Raw genomic sequence first — 17,315 nt, forward strand, 5'->3', positions numbered from 1 at the left:
ACTGGGTCGAGGGAGTAGCGGATCGTGTTACATCCGCGCAAGCCCGCGCGATGAATAATCGCGCGGGATCGCTTGGGTTAAATGCTTAGAGCGATCGAGCAATCGTCTCGACCTGGAAGCACTCGATCTGGTCGCCTTCGCGAATGTCCTGATAGTTGGCGAAGGACATGCCGCATTCCTGACCGGAGACAACTTCTTTGACGTCATCCTTGAAGCGCTTGAGGATCGCAAGCGTGCCTTCGTGAATGACGACGTTGTCGCGCAGCAGACGGACCTTGGCGCCGCGCTCGACCTTGCCTTCGGTAACGATACAACCGGCGACCTTGCCTGCCTTCGAAATGTTGAAGACCTGCTTGATCGTGGCGTAGCCGAGGAAGACCTCGCGCCGGGTCGGAGCAAGAAGGCCCGACATCGCCGCTTTCACTTCATCCACGAGATCGTAGATGATGTTGTAATAGCGGATTTCGACGCCGGCTGCGTCGGCGGCTTGCTTCGCCTGCGCGTTGGCGCGGACGTTGAAGCCGATGACGACGGCCTTGGCGGCAGCCGCGAGCGCGATATCGGACTCGGTGATGCCACCGACGCCGGAGTGCACCAGACGGGCTTCGACTTCCTCGTTGCCAACCTTTTTCAGCGCACCAGCGATGGCTTCGACAGAACCCTGCACGTCGCCTTTGACGACGAGCGGGAATTCCTTTCGGCCAGCGTCCTTGAGCTGCTGCATCATCTGCTCAAGCGTGCTCTTGGTGCCAGCAGAGCCAAGCGTCTCGCGGCGCTTGCGGACGCGGTAATCCGTCAGCTCACGTGCGCGGGCTTCGTTTTCGACGACCGCGAACTGGTCGCCGGCTTCCGGTGCCGAGTCAAAGCCCAGGACCTCTGCGGGAACCGAGGGACCAGCCGACTGGATATTGGCGCCGTGATCGTTGAGGAGTGCACGGACGCGACCCCAGGCCGTACCGGCGACGATGATATCGCCGACGTGCAGCGTGCCGCGCTGAACAAGGACAGTGCCGACCGGACCACGGCCGCGCTCGAGCTTGGCTTCGATGACGACGCCATCGGCCGTGCGGTTCGGGTTGGCCTTGAGGTCGAGAATTTCGGCCTGAAGGCGGATCGCTTCGAGCAGCTTATCGAGGTTGGTGTGCTTGAGCGCCGAGACCGGCACTTCGAGCGTTTCACCGCCCATGCTTTCGACCACGATCTCGTAGGACAAAAGCTCGGTGCGGACGCGGTTAGGATCAGCCTGCGGCTTGTCGATCTTGTTGATGGCAACAATGATCGGCACGTTTGCAGCCTTGGCGTGATTGATGGCTTCAACCGTCTGCGGCATGACGCCGTCGTCAGCTGCAACGACCAACACGACGATATCCGTCACCTTGGCACCGCGTGCACGCATGGCGGTGAAGGCCTCGTGGCCTGGCGTATCGATGAACGTGATCTTGTCGCCGTCGGGCGCCGTCACCTGGTAGGCGCCGATATGCTGGGTGATGCCGCCAGCTTCGCCCGAGACGACGTTGGCCTGACGGATGGCGTCGAGCAACGACGTTTTGCCGTGGTCGACGTGACCCATGATCGTGACGACCGGCGCGCGCGATTCGAGCGAGGAATCGTCAACGTCTTTCTCGCCGACGAAACCGATTTCGACGTCCGATTCAGAAACGCGCTTCGATGTGTGGCCGAATTCCTGGACGATCAGCTCAGCCGTGTCGGCATCGAGCACGTCGGTGATCTTATGCATCGCGCCTTGCTGCATCAGGTACTTGATGAGGTCGACGGCGCGCTCGGCCATACGGTTGGAGAGTTCCTGAATCGTGATGGCTTCAGGAATGACGACCTCGCGAGCGATCTTTTCGCGCGTCTGCTGAATGCCCATGGCTTTCAGCTTTTCCTTCTCGCGCTTGCGCTTCAAGGATGCGAGCGAGCGGACCTGAGCTTCGCGATCGAAGTTCGTGATCGTCAGCTTCTGGCGTTGGCGGCCATCATCGTTGGTTTTGACGGCCGGGCGCGGAACCTTGACGCCGCCGGGGCCGCGCTTACGAGCATCATCGTCTTCGACCTGCTCGCGAACGACCGGGGGACGCACCGGGCGGGACGGCTTTTCAATCGTCGTCGCATCAGCCGGTCCTGCGGACGCGCCACGGCGGGCCGGGATCGGCAGCTCGATCTCGCGCGGGCGGCCGGCTTCACGCGGCATGAATGCGGTGTTGCCCGACGGACGTGGGCCGCGGTTGAATTGCGGACGGCCGCCATCGCCGCGCGGCGCATGACCAGCGTCGCGACCACCCTCACGTCCACCACCATCGCGGCGGCCTTCATGGCGCGGCTCGCGCTGCGGCGCGTTTCCGCGTCCGGCAGGCGGCGGTGTCGGTGCGGAAGCGGGCTGAGCGGCAGCTGCGGCCGGAGCTGATGCCTGTGCTGCAGCTTGTTCGGGCGCCTGTGCGGCGGGAGCGACGCTGGAGGCCACTGTGGGCTGTTCGCTCGGCGCCGTCTGCGGCCGTTCCTCGGCGCGCGGCTGTGGCTCGGGCGGACGAACGACGGGTTCGAAGCGGACCGGCTCAGCTTCCGGCACACGGCTCGTATCTTCGGCGCGTGCAGCGGCCAGTGCGCGCTCGCGTGCGGCGCGTTCCTCATTCGAAAGGACGCGGCCAGCGGAACGGTCACCAGATGATTGGCTCGGCGGTGCTGGGGGCACGCGATGCGGTGCCTGCGATTTTTCGATCGTCACAGCGCTGGGAGCAGGAGGCGCAGTGCCCTCGCCCTCGGATCCCAATCGCCGAGTCTTCTTTTTCTCGACGACAACGGATTTCGATCGCCCGTGGCTGAAGTTCTGCCGCACGTGGCCAGACTCGACCGTTCGCTGCAGCGATAGCGGCTTTCGCGCTCCGACCCGGATGGTCTTATCGGTCTGGTCGTTCGAATCCGTCATGCGTTATCCGTTCAGCCTTCACTAGAAAGTTCAGAAATATCGTCGGCCGCCCCAGGGGCGGTTTCGGGGGCGGCTTCAATCGTGGAGCGCCGGTAGCGGGTAACCCGCTCCGCTTCCTCCAGAAACCGATCCGACAGTCCTCCGGGTATGAGCGCAGCATGTACCACACTTCCGCGCCCAATGGCCAAGCTCATTTGCGCTATCGTCAGAACATTGACGATGGCAGCCGGTTGGCCACGATCTGCCTGAATAGCCTTGTATTTTCGATCAATTTTCGAGCAGCCGTCGGCGGCAGCATCGGCGCCATGCAGGATGGCGCGGACCGGCCCCTTCTCAAGAGCCGCAAAAACCTTTTCGAAACCGGCGATTGCGAGCCCAGCCTTATTGGCCAGCGACAGCGTTCCGGTTACGCGCTTAAGGATAAGAGCGTCAACGAGATCTGCAAGGTCCCTGGGTGCTTCGGCCTTCGTTTTAAGGCTTTTTGAAAAGGCCTGCGTCGAGATGGCCTTTTCCACCAGCTTTCTGTCGCAACCAACCCAGACACCCCGTCCTGGCAAGCGGCGATCGAGATCGGGAACGACAATGCCGTCGGGCGACAGGACGAAGCGGATCAGTCCGCTCGCGTCACGGCTTTCCCGCGTGACGGCGCACAGGCGCTCTGGTCCGACGCCGGAATCTAGCTCCGTGTCGTCCAGCATCAACCGTTGTTGCCGCTTCGCCATCACGCGCGTTTGTCGTCCTTCCGGTCATTCCTGTTAGCCTTCGGCGCTGACGCCGGAGGCATCAGCAGCGTCGGGTTCGGTTTCGCCCTCGGCGGGCTGTTCGAGATCTTCGGCCTTGATCCAGCCGGCGTGCACGCGCGCCGCCATGATCATGTTTTCAACGTCGGTCCGCGACAGCTCGAAGCCGTCGAGATAACCCTTGTGGCGAACTGGCTCGGTGTCTTTTTCCTTCTTACGCTCGGTCCAGCCGATCAGTTCGTCGGTCGCGCAATCGGCGAAGTCTTCGACGGTTTTGACGCCGTTCTCGCCGAGCGCGACCATCATCGCGGTCGTGATGCCGGGGATTTCGGCCATGTCGTCGGCAACGCCCAACTCGCGGCGCTTGGCATCGCGTTCGGCTTCCTGCTGTTCGAGGTATTCGCGGGCGCGGCTCTGGATCTGCTCGGCGGTGTTCTCGTCGAAGCCTTCGATGTGCGCGATTTCCGCGATGTCGACGTAGGCGACTTCTTCGATCGTCGCGAAGCCTTCGGTGACGAGAAGCTGTGCGATGACCTCGTCGACGTCGAGCGAATCCATGAGAAGCTGCGTGCGCTCGGCGAATTCCTTCTGGCGGCGTTCGCTTTCTTCCTGCTCGGTCAGGATGTCGATGTCCCAGCCGGTGAGCTGCGAGGCCAGCCGCACGTTCTGGCCGCGACGGCCGATCGCGAGCGAAAGCTGGGCTTCGGGAACGACGACTTCAATGCGGTTTGAATCTTCGTCGAGCACGACCTTGGTGACTTCGGCCGGTGCAAGCGCGTTGACGATGAAGCTCGCAGCATCCGGGTTCCACTGGATGATGTCGACCTTCTCGCCCTGCAATTCGTTGACGACAGCCTGGACGCGAGCGCCGCGCATACCGACGCAGGCGCCGACCGGATCAATCGAGGAATCCTTCGAGATGACGGCGATTTTCGCTCTGGAGCCAGGATCGCGGGCAACCGATTTGATCTCGACCACGCCATCGTAGATTTCCGGCACTTCGGCGCGGAACAGCATCGACATGAATTCGGGGCGGGCGCGCGTTAAGAAAATCTGCGGTCCGCGCTGTTCGCGGCGGACTTCATAGATGTAGGCGCGGATGCGATCGCCGAGGCGGACGTTTTCGCGCGGGATCATCTCATCGCGGCGGATGATGCCCTCGGCGCGGCCCAGATCGACGATGACGTTGCCGTATTCGACGCGCTTCACGGTGCCGTTGATGACGTCGCCGGTGCGGTCCTTGAATTCGGAGAACTGGCGGTCGCGCTCGGCTTCACGCACCTTCTGGACAATAACCTGCTTGGCGTTCTGAGCGGCAACGCGGCCGAATTCGAGAGGCGGCAGCGTTTCGGCGATCATGTCGCCGGCTTTGGCATCGGGGTTGCGCTTCTTGGCGTCTTCGACGGTAATCTGTGTGGCGTCGTTCTCGACTTCATCGACGACGGCGAGTACGCGCGTCAGCTTGGCTTCGCCGGTCTTCGGATCGATTTCGCAGCGGATGTCGTTTTCCGCGCCATAACGCGACTTCGCGGCTTTCTGGATGGCGTCTTCCATCGCCTCGATGACGATCTTCTTGTCGATCGTTTTTTCGCGGGCGACGGCGTCTGCAATTTGCAGAAGCTCAAGGCGGTTGGCACTGATGCCTGCCATGGCCATGGGATCAATCCTCCAGATCGTCTTCGTCGAGTTCGGCGCCGTCGCCGGGCCGGGTTGAATGGCGCTCTTTGGCGCGTTGCAGCGCTTCGCGGATCAATTCGTCGGTTAAAACGAGCTTGGCATCCGAAATGAGATGAACGGGCAGCCCTAAGTGCTGAATGCCCTGCTCGCCGGTATCGGCTTTGATGCGGACCTCACCGTCTTCGAAGCCTTCAAGGATGCCCTTGAAACGCTTGCGGCCGTCAACGGCTTCTTTCAGCTCGATCTTGGCTTCGTGGCCGGACCAGTCTTCGAAATCGCTCGGGCGGACCAGCGGACGGTCGATGCCAGGCGAGGAGACTTCGAGCCGATAGGCGCCGGAGATTGGGTCGGCGACGTCGAGGACCGGAGAAACGCCCTTGGAGATCGCCTCGCAATCATCGACCGTGATCGAGCCGTCTGGCCGTTCCGCCATCAACTGCACGATGCGGTCGCGGCCGTCGCCCTGAATTTTCACGCGCACCAAGCGGAAGCCGAGATCGGCAAGCACCGGCTCGACAATGGCAGCAATTTCAGCCGCAATGCCGGTCTCGCGCAAAAAACGCGTCGTATCGGCGTTTTCTGCAGGCGAAGCCTGATCCTGATCGTTGGCAACCGTGTCTTGCAATGGCGTTCCTGAGTTTAAAGTCCGTTCGGAGCGGGCCCTGCGGTCCACTCTCCAATCAGTGCGTCGTGTTATTGGAATAGCAGCTAAATAGGCGACTTTGGCCTTTTGCGCAAGGCTTCGGCGGCGTCAGGCCCGCAGAAATCGGAAATAATAGCGTTTGCGGCCTTCTCGAACGGCCTTTGCTTCGTAACGCGTCTCGGGCCAATCGGCGGGGCGAATGCGCCAGTCTTCGGGGCTCGTGGCCTGCCAGAGAAAGCGCGGTTCGTGGGCGAAAGCTTCAAGCATCGTGCGGGCATAGTCGCCGATATCGGTGCCGATACGCAGCTCCGCGCCGGGGCGCATCACGTTCGCGAGCAGCGCCAGTAACGAAGTATTAACCAAGCGGCGCTTTCGGTGCTTTCGTTTCGGCCAGGGGTCCGGAAACAGGATAAAGGCGCGATCTATGCTGTTTGACTGAGCGGCGCGCAGGATGTCGCGCACGTCGTCCATGTGCAGGCGAATATTTTTCAAATTCTCTTCGGTGACGGCCGTCAGGACCTTGATCATGCCGTCTTCGAACGGCTCGCAGCCGATCAGCGCAACACCCGGATTGTGCCGCGCCTGCCAGAGCAAGTGCTCACCGCCGCCGAAGCCGATTTCGAGCCATGTCTGCTCAAAGCCTTCGGGCGGGGCGGCAGGATCGAACGAGAGGCGCGGAAGATCATGGAGAAGCAGTGCCGATTGACGCGCGCTCGGTTTGCGGCCGCGGCGCCGTCCAAACGATCTTAGCTCGTGTTCGCTGTCAGACATGATGCGTTACCAGAAGAAAACAGCGGCTTTTGCAGGCTTTTGCGTCGGCATTGGCGATACGCATTCCGCGCGCCGATGCGGCGCTAGTTGAAACAAAATCCGGTAAAAGAAAACGGCCGCTTTCGCAGCCGTTTTCCGAAACTCAATTCGTGCGTGCGGCTTTAGCCGACGGCCTTCGCGATCTTATCGGCGAGGTCGGTGCGCTCCCACGAGAAGCCGCCGTCAGCTTCGGCGTGGCGGCCGAAATGACCGTAAGCCGCGGTGCGCGCGTAGATCGGCCTGTTGAGGTCGAGCTGGTTGCGAATGCCGCGCGGCGTCAGATCCATGACCTCGCCGAGAGCCTTCTCGATGACGGCTTCATCGACTTTGCCGGTGCCGTAGGTGTCGACGTAGATCGACAAGGGCTTGGCGACGCCAATGGCGTAAGAGAGCTGGATCGTGCAGCGATCGGCAATGCCGGACGCCACAACGTTTTTGGCGAGATAGCGGGCTGCGTAAGCTGCCGAGCGGTCAACCTTGGTCGGGTCCTTGCCGGAGAACGCGCCGCCGCCGTGGGGAGCCGCGCCGCCGTAGGTGTCGACGATGATCTTGCGGCCGGTGAGACCGGTGTCGCCATCGGGGCCGCCGATGAAGAACTTACCCGTCGGGTTGATGTGCCAGATGCAGTCTTTGCCGATCCAGCCCTCAGGAAGTGCCTTGCGGACGTAGGGCTCGATGATCTCGCGAACCTGGCGCGAGCTCAGGTCTTCGACGATGTGCTGGTGTGAGACGACGATCTGCGTCACGCCGACCGGCTTACCGTTTTCGTAGCGGACGGTGACCTGGCTCTTGGCGTCGGGGCCGAGCTTTGCGGCGTCGCCGACCTTGCCTTTACGTGCGGCCGCAAGATCGAACAGGATCTTGTGCGCGTAGTAGATCGGCGCCGGCATCAGTTCCGGCGTCTCGTTACAGGCATAACCGAACATGATGCCCTGGTCGCCCGCACCTTCTTCCTGGTTCGTCGGCTGCTGAGCATCGACGCCGGCTGCGATATCGGCCGACTGCGAGTGCAGCAGAACTTCGATGTTACAGTTGGCCCAGTGGAAGCCGTCCTGCTCGTAGCCGATATCCTTGATAGCGTTGCGGGTCAGGTCTTCGATGGCTGCGACAGTGATGCCCTTGGGGCCGCGCGATTCACCGGCGATCACGACGCGGTTGGTCGTGGCGAGTGTTTCGCAGGCGGCGCGGATCGTCCAGGGATCGAGCCCTTCCTTCGCGCCTTCGCGATAGAACGCATCGACGACCTCATCGGAAATACGATCGCAGACTTTATCGGGATGGCCTTCGGAGACGGATTCGCTTGTGAAAAGGAAGGACTTGCGCGCCACTTTGGCCCCCATGTTTTGAAGATTTGCGGGACGAACGCCGCAACACTGTGCGGATTTCAAACCGACGAAAGGCGCCGGGTTGTCGCAATCTTGTTGCGCCCGGTCAAGCCGAGGTGCGCCGAGAGACGCGAAATGGGCCGCGACCTAGCGCCCTTCCGTTTTATCGGAGGCGAGCCAATCCGTCATAAAACAGCAAGGCTTCAGCTTTCCTCGCCAGCAAGCGCGCGAACGAGTTCGACAATCGAACGGCGAACTTTCGGATCGGTGACACGGGCAAAAGCCTTGTTCAACTCGAGGCCTTCGCGGGTGCCGAGAAAATCGACGACATAGCTTTCGTCGGGTTGTTCGGCGAAGCCCGGCGTCGCAGCGCCGGCGCTTTGGGCGCCGGAAGGGGCTTCGTCGTAGAAGAATTGAACCGGGACGCCCAAGACCTTGGCGAGGTCGAAGAGGCGGCTGGCGCCGATACGATTGACGCCTTTTTCGTATTTCTGGACCTGCTGGAACGTCAGTCCCAGATGCTCGCCAAGCTTTTCCTGGCTCATGCCGAGAAGCATGCGCCGTAACCTGACGCGTGATCCAACATGGACATCCATGGGGTTAGCGCGGCGAGATCCCTTCGGGGCCTCTTCGCTCGAATCGTCTTCGATAGAGATTTGATCCACCATCACTCGTACAGCCAGCAGTTCCAAAGGCAAAGGCTTTGCACTTCGTAGGTGCACGGGCGCAAGGCGTCAATGACCGAGCGCTTCCGCGACAAGTTGACTTCAAGACTTTGATTAACGGCCTTTTTTCCTGAGCCCGGCAGCCAAGACGGCAAAAAGCGCGAGAATAGCGGCAAGGAGCCAGTCACCGAGGCGCGCATAGGGGGGTAGCGGCACGGCTTTCGGCAGGGTGCTGTCGATCTGGCCACGGACATCGAGGCCAAGGGACACCAGGACACGGCCGAAGGGATCGACGACGCCCGATATCCCATTATTGGCGGCCCTAACGAGCGGAGCGCCTTCTTCGACGGCTCGGACGCGGGCCTGATGGAAATGCTGATACGGTCCCGTCGTCTCGCCGAACCAGCCGTCGTTGGTCACATTGATCATGACGCCGGGATGCTCGTGGCCCTGAACGACATTCCCGGGAAAGAGCGCTTCATAGCAAACGAGGCCTAGAACCGGGGGCAGGCCGGGAATGTGCATCAGCGGTCGCGGCTCGGGGCCGGTGGCGAAGGAGCCGCGGCCCTGCGTCAGTTTTTCGATGCCGATGGCGGAGAGCGTTTTCTCATAGGGCAGGTACTCGCCGAACGGCACCAGATGGGTTTTGTCGTAGGTCGCAATCGGCTGGGCCTTCTCGTTCAGCACCAGAATGCTGTTGAGCGTGCGGGTCTCGCGCGTGATCTGCGAACCGGGCGGCAGCGTCGGATCGTGACGGAGCGCACCGGTGATCAGCGTCGTGCCGGGCGGCAGGATATTCGCCAGAATGTCGAGCGCGACAGGGGCTTCAAGCGGGAAGAAGGGCATCGCCGCTTCGGGCCAAATGACGTGCGTGATGCCCTGAAGCGAATCCATTTTGCCGGATGGGTCCGTCAGCGACAGCGCGACGTGATCATCGAAAATGCGGCGCTGGTACTCCGCCATCCATTTTTCGCGCTGGGGAACGCTCGGCTGCACGATGCGCATTTTTACATTCGGCACGAACTCTTGCGGCGATTGCAGACGCCAGACACCGTAAGCCCACAGCAGGCCGATCGGCGCGATGGCGAGAAGCAACGCGGTCGAGACGGTACGCAGGGTCGAGTGTTTGCGCTTGTCGCTCAGGGCGACGAGCGGAGCGGGAAAGACAAACAGCGCAATCGCCGTCAATCCATAGGCGCCAAACAGTGCCGCGCTCTGCATCAGTGGCAACGGATAGGTCAGCGCATAGCCCGGCAGGTCCCAGGGGAAGCCCGTCAGAATATGTCCGCGCAGCCATTCGACGATCGAGAGTGCGATGGCAAAGACGAAAACACGCGAAAGGCCGTCGCTCCAAAACAGTCGCGCCGCTGCACCGCCGATGCCCCAGAACAGCGCAAGTCCGGCCGGGAGGAGTGTAATCGCGAAGGGCAAAAGCCACGCAAACTTATCGGCTTCGACGAGGAACGCTTCTCCAATCCAAAAGAGATTGCAGAAGAAATATCCGAAGCCGAACAGCCAGCCGGCGCTAAAGGCACGTCGCCAATTCGAGCTGCCGTCGATCAGCCAGATGAAGACGGGAAGCGTCAGAAATAGAATCGGCGTCACGAACATCGGCGCGAACGCCAAGGCCGAAAGGCCGCCTGCCGCTATTGCAAGTAGCGCGCGCCGCCAGCCGCGGAGCGCCATGATTTTCTCGCGCATACGCGCGATCAGCGGCGGTTGTTCCGGCGCGATGGCTGGGACAGCGTCCATCACGCCTTCGGCGCTTCGGGCAACGACTTGGTGTTGGTCAGAGGCGGACGCGGCGGATGGATTTTCAGTTTTTTGACGCGACGCGGGTCGGCGTCTAGAACTTCGAACTCGACGCCGGTCGGGTGGCGGATCAGCTCACCGCGCGCCGGCACGCGGCCGAGCATCGAGAAGATGAGGCCGCCAATCGTATCGACGTCGGTTTCTTCGTCGTCCGGCACAAGCTTCACGCCGAGATGCTTCTCAAGCTCTTCGATGGGCGTGCGGGCGACGGCGACGATGCCGAGTTTCGGATCGACGACGATGTTGGTTTCGTCGTCGTCGTCATGTTCATCTTCGATATTGCCGACGACCTGCTCGACCAAGTCCTCGATGGTGACGAGGCCGTCGGTGCCGCCATATTCATCGACGACGAGAGCCATATGGATGCGCGTCGATTGCATGCGGATGAGAAGATCGACGGCCGGCATCGACGGCGGAACGTAGAGGATCTGCCGGCGGATCTTCACAGTCGTGATCGGCTTGTTGAGGTCGATGGCGCGCAGGTCGAACAGGTTCATCGGCACCGGAGCGTCGGGATCGACTTTGCCGTTTTTCGACGACTGGCCGGTCGCTTCGGCCATCAGCCAGCGCAGCACATCTTTGATGTGGATCATGCCGCGCGGATCGTCGAGCGTCTCGCGGAACAGCGGGATGCGCGAGACACCTGCCTCGTTGAAGGTCTGCAGCAGCTCCGAGATCGGCTCGTTCTCATCGAGCGCCGTGATGTCGGCGCGCGGGACCATCAGCGAAGCAACACGGCTTGAGCCGAACTGGAGCAGCCGCTCCAGCATCTTGCGCTCGGCTTCCGTGAAATTGTCGGTGCCGCCGGTCTTCAACGCGCCTTCGAGCGCGTCGCGAACGTTCTGCGGGACCACCAAGCCCAGCTTCGACCGCAGCAGGTGAAGCCAGCCCAGGGAACCGAATGCCCGAGCCTCGTCGGCTAAACTGTCGGACAGAGGCTTATCTTGTGTGTTGTCAGTCATGGTCATGGGTTGAAACCCGGTCACTCACTTGTACCGGTTTCCAGCTCGCCCGTGTAGGGATTTGCTATGCCTAATTTAGAAAGTATATTTATTTCAATGGCTTCCATGCGTTCCGCATCTGCCGTGGTTTCGTGATCATAGCCTAAAAGATGCAGCACGCCATGGACGACCAAATGCTGCAGATGATGCGCGATCGGGACGCCTTGCTCGGCGGCTTCTCGCTCGACCGTTTCAAGCCCGAGGATTATGTCGCCAATCTGACCGTCGGGGGCTCCGTCCCCAGCCGGAAAAGATAAGACATTCGTGGGCTTAGGCTTGCCGCGAAAGCGGCCGTTGAGGTCGGCGACGATCGCGTCCGAAGACAGGGCGACGGAAACGAAACCCGGTATTTGTCCCTCGGCTGCCGCAACGGCAGCCTGGGCAGCGGTCTCGATCAAATGATCGAGATCAGAAATCTGCGACCAGTCCCCGTCATCTTCGACGATCTCAACCTCGAAGACAGGCTTAGCCGCATTTGGTGACGCAGGCATTGGTTCACTTCGGCTTTTCGTAGGCGTCGACGATCTTGGCGACAAGGTCGCGGCGGACGATATCGCCGGCCATGAAGTTGATGATCGAGATATCGTCAACTCCCGCGAGCAGCTCGACAGCTTCGACGAGGCCGGACTTGGTCCCGAACGGCAGGTCGACCTGGGACGGGTCGCCCGTCACGATCATTTTCGAGCCCTCGCCGATACGGGTCAGGAACATCTTCATCTGCATGCTGGTCGTGTTCTGCGCTTCATCGAGGATGACGAAGGCATTCGACAGCGTGCGGCCGCGCATGAAGGCGAGGGGCGCCACTTCGATGACGCCGGTTTCGATATCGCGCTCGACCTTTTCAGGCGGCAGGACGTCGTACAGGGCGTCGTAAAGCGGCCGAAGATACGGGTCGACCTTGTCGCGCATGTCGCCGGGCAGGAAGCCTAAGCGTTCGCCGGCTTCAACGGCGGGCCGCGATAGGATGATGCGTTCGACGAGGCCGCGCTCAAGGCAATGGGCGGCGAAAGCTACGGCGATATAGGTTTTGCCGGTACCGGCGGGGCCGACGCCGAACACGAGATCCTTCTTCTGGATCGCGCGCATGTATTCGCTTTGCGTCGGGGTGCGGGCTTTAACGACCTTGCGGCGCGTCGCGATCTGGGCCTGCCCGTCGGTTTCAGAGCCTTCGGTCCGGGCGTGGCGGATCAGTCCGTCAATATCGCCGGCGCCGACCGTCTCGCCTTTGCGGATGCGGGCGTAAAGGCGTTCCAGAACGTTTCGGGCGATATCACAGGCGGCGGCCGGGCCAGTCAGGATGACGACGTTGCCGTGAGCGTGGGCATCAATGCCTAATCGATCTTCAATCAGGGCCAGGTGGCTATCGTATTCCCCAAGCAGCTGGGTGAGCAGCCGGTTGTCTTCAAAGGGTACAACGACGCGAGCAGTTTCAAGTTCGGCCTTGCCGGCGGGGCTGGGCCGTCTCGAGGCTGACGCGGAGGACCCGCGGAATGCTGCCAATCCTGACTCTCCTTTGGTTGCGATTTTTCTACGCGCAGAAGTCAAAATCGAATCGACCGTAGAAGCAACGTTAGCATGCGGAATATGCCTTCGGCACAGCGAGGTGTGGTTAACGCACAACAAGTGCGGCCCCACCCCTATCGTCCGATTATGCTGCCGCGATGACACCCGACAGGCTGACGCGGCGGGCATCGGTCACGGCCACGTTTGCTGTGCGCCCTACGAGGTCGCCCTCGGCGGCCACGTGAACGAGCTGTAGATAGGGTGTCCGGCCGACAAATTCACCCGGCTGGCGGCCGCGGCGTTCAAACAGCACCGGAACGGTCATGCCGAGGGCCTGGGTGTTAAAGTCTGCCTGCTGGTCGTCTAGCAGCGCCTGAAGGCGCTGGAGACGTTCGGATTTGACCTCTTCGGGGACCTGACCCTCGTGGGTTGAAGCCGGGGTTCCGGGGCGGGGGCTGTATTTGAAAGAAAAGGCCTGAGCAAAACCGACTGCCCTGATGAGCGAAAGGGTGTCCTCGGCATCCTGGTCGGTTTCGCCGGGAAAGCCGACGATGAAATCGCTCGACAGGGCAAGGTCGGGGCGGGCGGAGCGCAGGCGGCCGATGAGGTCCAAATATTCCTCGGCGCGATGCTTGCGGTTCATGGCAGCCAGCATACGGTCGGAGCCAGACTGCACCGGCAAGTGCAGGAACGGCATCAACTGGGGAACTTCGGCATGGGCGGCGATCAGGTCGGCGTCCATATCGCGCGGGTGGCTCGTCGTGTAGCGGATGCGCTCGACGCCCTCGATATCCGCCAGCCTGCGGATCAATTCGGCGAGGCCGATCGTGCGGCCGTCAGGGCCTTCGCCGTGATAGGCGTTGACGTTCTGGCCAAGCAGCACAAGCTCTTTGGCTCCTGCCGCGATCAGCTCGCGGGCTTCGGCTTCGAGCTTTACGAGCGAGCGCGAAAACTCAGCGCCGCGCGTGTAGGGCACGACGCAGAAGGTGCAGAACTTATCGCAGCCTTCCTGCACGGTCAGAAATGCGGACGGCGACGACACGCGGCGCGGCGCTTTCATGCGCTCGAACTTTTCGTCGCCGGGAAATTCTGTTTCGACGATGTGCTCGCGGGTATTCGCGGTGCGTTCGATCAGTTCGGGCAAACGATGATAGCTTTGCGGGCCGATGACGAGATCGACCGCAGGCTGACGGGTTGTGATCTCGCGGCCTTCGGCTTGTGCCACGCAGCCTGCCACGGCGATCACGGTTTCCTTGCCGTCGCGCTTTCGCGCGTCCTTCATGTCGCGAATGCGGCCGAGATCGGAATAGACTTTCTCAGCGGCTTTCTCACGGATGTGGCAGGTATTGAGGATGACGAGATCGGCGCCAGCGATGTCGTCCGTCGCGGCATAGCCGTCGCGCGCCAGTGCTTCCGTCATACGCTCGCTGTCGTAGACGTTCATCTGACAGCCGAAGGTCTTCAAATAATAGCTTTTGGTGTTCGGGCGCTGCACGTCGATGGGCCAATTAAGATTGGGGTTTTGGCTCAGGCTTCCTGAGGAGGAAGCGCATAGCACAGAATAGGTCGATTATGTCCATTTCTCGCTGCGGGCCGCAGGCAAGCCCAGTTTTTGGCGGCGGATTTCCTGGCTCGGCTCGACGGGGATGAGAGCCGGGTCGTCGGGGCGGCCGCGCAGAATGCCGAGGACGGCGGAACGGACGGCGCGTTCGGTCTTGAGCGCCAGGTCCTTGCGATCCTTGAATTCCGAAAGCGGGACGGGTGGGCTGATCTTGATCGTTGCCGTGATCGGCCCGGATTTGAGCACCCCCCAGGCATGCGAGGTCATTTCCATGTCACCGTACCAACCGATGCGCGGGCGGTCGGCGCGGGTCAGGGGGACGCCGCGGAGATGGGTATAGACGACGGCTGCGGTCTGTACGACGACGTCGCCGTTGCCCGTTGCGCCTTGACCTGAGACTGCGCCGAACAGGGATGTCTTGAACGGCAGTACGCGATTGCCGTCGCTCGATGTGCCCTCGGCGAACAGCACGATCGTATCGCCGAGCTTCAGCCTTTTCATGATTTCGGTTGCGGCGTCGCCGGTTGCTTGTCGTCGCGTGCGATCGACGAAGACGGAGCGCTGAAGCCGCGCGAGCGCCGAGACGAACGGCCAGCTACCGACTTCGAGCTTGGCGACGAACGACACCGGAGCAACGGCAGAGAGCACCGGAATATCGAGCCAGGAGGTGTGATTGCAGACGAGCAGTACCGGCTTGTCGTCAACGACCTGTCCTTCGATTTTCAGTTTGACGCCGAGAATCCGACAGACGTTGCGATGATACCAATTGGGAAAGCGGCGGGCGGCAGCGGGCGAAACCTTAAGCAGCAACGCCTGCACCGGCATCAGCGGCAGCGTGAAGCCGAAGAAGCCTGTCAGAACTGCCGAAGCGCGGAGCGATCCCTGTGCCATCGTGGCCTAGCCTCTGCGGGCGGACGACTTCTTTTTTCCGAGCGGCACGCCGTAGAGCTCCAGGCGATGGCCGACAAGCTCGAAGCCCAACTCACGCGCGACGCGCTCCTGTAGCGCCTCTATCGCCGAGTTGGAAAATTCGATCACGCGGCCGGTTTCGATATCGACCAGATGGTCGTGGTGCTCTCTGGGCGCCGGTTCGTAGCGGCCGCGGCCATGACCGAAGTCGTGGCGCTCCAAGATGCCCTTTTCCGAGAAAAGCTTCAGCGTGCGGTAGACCGTCGAAAGCGAAATGCGTGCGTCGACGGCTACGACCCGCCGGTGCACTTCCTCGACGTCGGGATGATCGGTTGCTGCCGATAAGACCTGGGCGATGACGCGCCGCTGGCCGGTCATGCGCAGGCCATACTCCGTGCATCGTTTTTCGATGGATGTCTCGGACTTCGCCGAAGGTGCGGTCATGACGATCAAGCTTTGGCTGAAGACGATTCCTCGTCGCCCGAGTATGGCGGCCATATAGGCTGTGGCAAGGCTTCGCGTCTATATCGACGCTAGGCTTTGGCGGCGTCGAGATCGAGAACGAGCGTCAATGCATCGACGGCTGTGCTGCCGGGGCGTTCGTAATAACGCTTGCGGCGTCCGGCTTCGGTAAAGCCGAGTTTGCGATAAAGCGCGATGCCGCCTTCGTTGTCCTCTGCAACTTCAAGGAAGATGCGTTTGGCGCCGCCGCGGCGGGCGGCACGGCTCAAGCCCTCCAGCAGACCGGTGGCGAGGCCGACCCGCTGCCAATCGGGCGAAACGCCAATGGAAAGGATTTCGGCTTCATCGGCGGCGAGCTGGCCGATGACAAAGGCAATGACGGATTTTTTCTGACCGCCGGCGACGGCGATCAACGAGGTGGCGGCGGGGTGTTCGAGCAGGCCCTTGATTGCATCAGTGTTCCAGGCCGGATCGAAAAGTTTAGCGTGCAGCGCCGCGATTTCCTCCGCTCGATCCGGCGACGCCCAAAGCATGCTTGCGTGTTTCACGTTCCGAAACGGCGTGACGTTCGTCATGCACCGGCTCCGAGGAACGGGCTTGGGGCAGGCGGCTTGGCATCGGGCGGGCGGAGATAAAGCGGGCGGAGGCTGTCCGTTACCGGCATCTCGCAGGCCGGAAACAGAAGATCGAGGGCATCGGGCAGCAGGTCCGGCAGGATCGCTGTCGCCTCGATGCCTTCGCGGCGGGCGGCTGCGGCAAGCGCTTCAGCACCGGAACCGGCGACGACGATGGGCGCTGTCCCTAAGGCTTTTACCGCATCGGTGATTGCAAGGCATTGCGGAGCGGCAACGCTTTGCAGCGAATGGCGATCGAAAACCTCAATATAAACTTCGTCACGCCGGGCGTCGGTCGCGATAGCAACACGGCGTGTCGGTGCTGCAGATATTCTCGGACTCATCGCCATAAGCTTGAGGCTCGAAATCGCGACGAATTGAGCGCCCGTCGCGAGAGCAAGCGCGCGCGCTGCAGAAACGCAAATGCGCGTGCCTGTAAATGTGCCCGGTCCAAACGTGACCGCAATGCGGTCGAGCAATTTGAATTTCAGGCCTGCTTCGGCCATGACCATTTCGATCATGGGCATCAATCGCTCGGAATGGCCGCGCTGCATACCCTCGAATGCGAACGAAATGCCGGGGGTGAGCGAACGAAGCCCCCGGCCCGCCGCGACGGAGCAGGCATCAAAACAGGTATCGAGCGAAAGAATATTCATTCCGGGCGGCT

General features: G+C 61.6%; 16 protein-coding genes. All 16 read right to left on the minus strand.

Annotation, left to right across the window (positions count from 1 at the left end; translation table 11 throughout):
• Nucleotides 1-85 precede the first annotated feature (85 nt).
• Nucleotides 86-2,926 (minus strand): translation initiation factor IF-2, encoded by a 2,841-nt coding sequence (gene infB / locus HYPMC_RS22025; RefSeq protein ID WP_013950362.1) that lies wholly within the window; start codon nucleotides 2,924-2,926, stop codon nucleotides 86-88.
• A gap of 11 nt (nucleotides 2,927-2,937) precedes the next feature.
• On the minus strand, nucleotides 2,938-3,648 hold the full coding sequence (locus tag HYPMC_RS22030; protein ID WP_013950363.1) for an RNA-binding protein: 711 nt from the start codon (nucleotides 3,646-3,648) through the stop codon (nucleotides 2,938-2,940).
• A 33-nt stretch (nucleotides 3,649-3,681) separates the two neighbouring features.
• A complete protein-coding gene (gene nusA / locus HYPMC_RS22035; RefSeq protein ID WP_013950364.1) occupies nucleotides 3,682-5,322 on the minus strand; it encodes a transcription termination factor NusA in 1,641 nt (546 codons plus the stop codon).
• A gap of 4 nt (nucleotides 5,323-5,326) precedes the next feature.
• Nucleotides 5,327-5,968, minus strand: coding sequence for a ribosome maturation factor RimP (gene rimP, locus HYPMC_RS22040; protein WP_013950365.1), 642 nt, complete (start codon nucleotides 5,966-5,968; stop codon nucleotides 5,327-5,329).
• Nucleotides 5,969-6,094: 126 nt separating this feature from the next.
• A complete protein-coding gene (locus HYPMC_RS22045) occupies nucleotides 6,095-6,757 on the minus strand; it encodes a tRNA (guanosine(46)-N(7))-methyltransferase TrmB (protein WP_013950366.1) in 663 nt (220 codons plus the stop codon).
• 161 nt (nucleotides 6,758-6,918) lie between these two features.
• A complete protein-coding gene (metK, locus tag HYPMC_RS22050) occupies nucleotides 6,919-8,124 on the minus strand; it encodes a methionine adenosyltransferase (RefSeq protein WP_013950367.1) in 1,206 nt (401 codons plus the stop codon).
• Nucleotides 8,125-8,324: 200 nt separating this feature from the next.
• Entirely contained in the window at nucleotides 8,325-8,789 is a 465-nt protein-coding gene (locus HYPMC_RS22055; protein WP_024275043.1) for a helix-turn-helix domain-containing protein, read from the minus strand.
• Between the two features lie 111 nt (nucleotides 8,790-8,900).
• A complete protein-coding gene (gene lnt, locus HYPMC_RS22060; protein WP_013950369.1) occupies nucleotides 8,901-10,538 on the minus strand; it encodes an apolipoprotein N-acyltransferase in 1,638 nt (545 codons plus the stop codon).
• Complete coding sequence (locus tag HYPMC_RS22065; protein ID WP_013950370.1) at nucleotides 10,538-11,566, minus strand: hemolysin family protein; 1,029 nt, start codon at nucleotides 11,564-11,566, stop codon at nucleotides 10,538-10,540. Before HYPMC_RS22065 ends, lnt begins: the two co-directional genes overlap by 1 nt.
• 14 nt (nucleotides 11,567-11,580) lie before the next feature.
• Entirely contained in the window at nucleotides 11,581-12,090 is a 510-nt protein-coding gene (gene ybeY / locus HYPMC_RS22070; RefSeq protein WP_013950371.1) for an rRNA maturation RNase YbeY, read from the minus strand.
• A gap of 4 nt (nucleotides 12,091-12,094) precedes the next feature.
• The gene (locus tag HYPMC_RS22075; protein ID WP_013950372.1) at nucleotides 12,095-13,099 is read right to left on the minus strand and encodes a PhoH family protein; all 1,005 of its coding nucleotides are present in this window, start codon (nucleotides 13,097-13,099) and stop codon (nucleotides 12,095-12,097) included.
• A gap of 148 nt (nucleotides 13,100-13,247) precedes the next feature.
• Nucleotides 13,248-14,597 (minus strand): tRNA (N6-isopentenyl adenosine(37)-C2)-methylthiotransferase MiaB, encoded by a 1,350-nt coding sequence (miaB, locus tag HYPMC_RS22080; RefSeq protein WP_013950373.1) that lies wholly within the window; start codon nucleotides 14,595-14,597, stop codon nucleotides 13,248-13,250.
• Nucleotides 14,598-14,672: 75 nt separating this feature from the next.
• Nucleotides 14,673-15,554, minus strand: a complete 882-nt coding sequence (locus HYPMC_RS22085) for a 1-acyl-sn-glycerol-3-phosphate acyltransferase (protein ID WP_013950374.1) — start codon at nucleotides 15,552-15,554, stop codon at nucleotides 14,673-14,675.
• A 6-nt stretch (nucleotides 15,555-15,560) separates the two neighbouring features.
• Nucleotides 15,561-16,016, minus strand: coding sequence for a Fur family transcriptional regulator (locus tag HYPMC_RS22090; protein WP_024275044.1), 456 nt, complete (start codon nucleotides 16,014-16,016; stop codon nucleotides 15,561-15,563).
• An 89-nt stretch (nucleotides 16,017-16,105) separates the two neighbouring features.
• On the minus strand, nucleotides 16,106-16,609 hold the full coding sequence (gene rimI, locus HYPMC_RS22095; protein ID WP_013950376.1) for a ribosomal protein S18-alanine N-acetyltransferase: 504 nt from the start codon (nucleotides 16,607-16,609) through the stop codon (nucleotides 16,106-16,108).
• On the minus strand, nucleotides 16,606-17,304 hold the full coding sequence (gene tsaB / locus HYPMC_RS22100) for a tRNA (adenosine(37)-N6)-threonylcarbamoyltransferase complex dimerization subunit type 1 TsaB (RefSeq protein WP_013950377.1): 699 nt from the start codon (nucleotides 17,302-17,304) through the stop codon (nucleotides 16,606-16,608). The genes rimI and tsaB overlap by 4 nt, the downstream gene beginning before the upstream one ends.
• Nucleotides 17,305-17,315 lie beyond the last annotated feature (11 nt).

It is taken from the genome of Hyphomicrobium sp. MC1 (genome assembly GCF_000253295.1).
Lineage (GTDB): Bacteria > Pseudomonadota > Alphaproteobacteria > Rhizobiales > Hyphomicrobiaceae > Hyphomicrobium_B.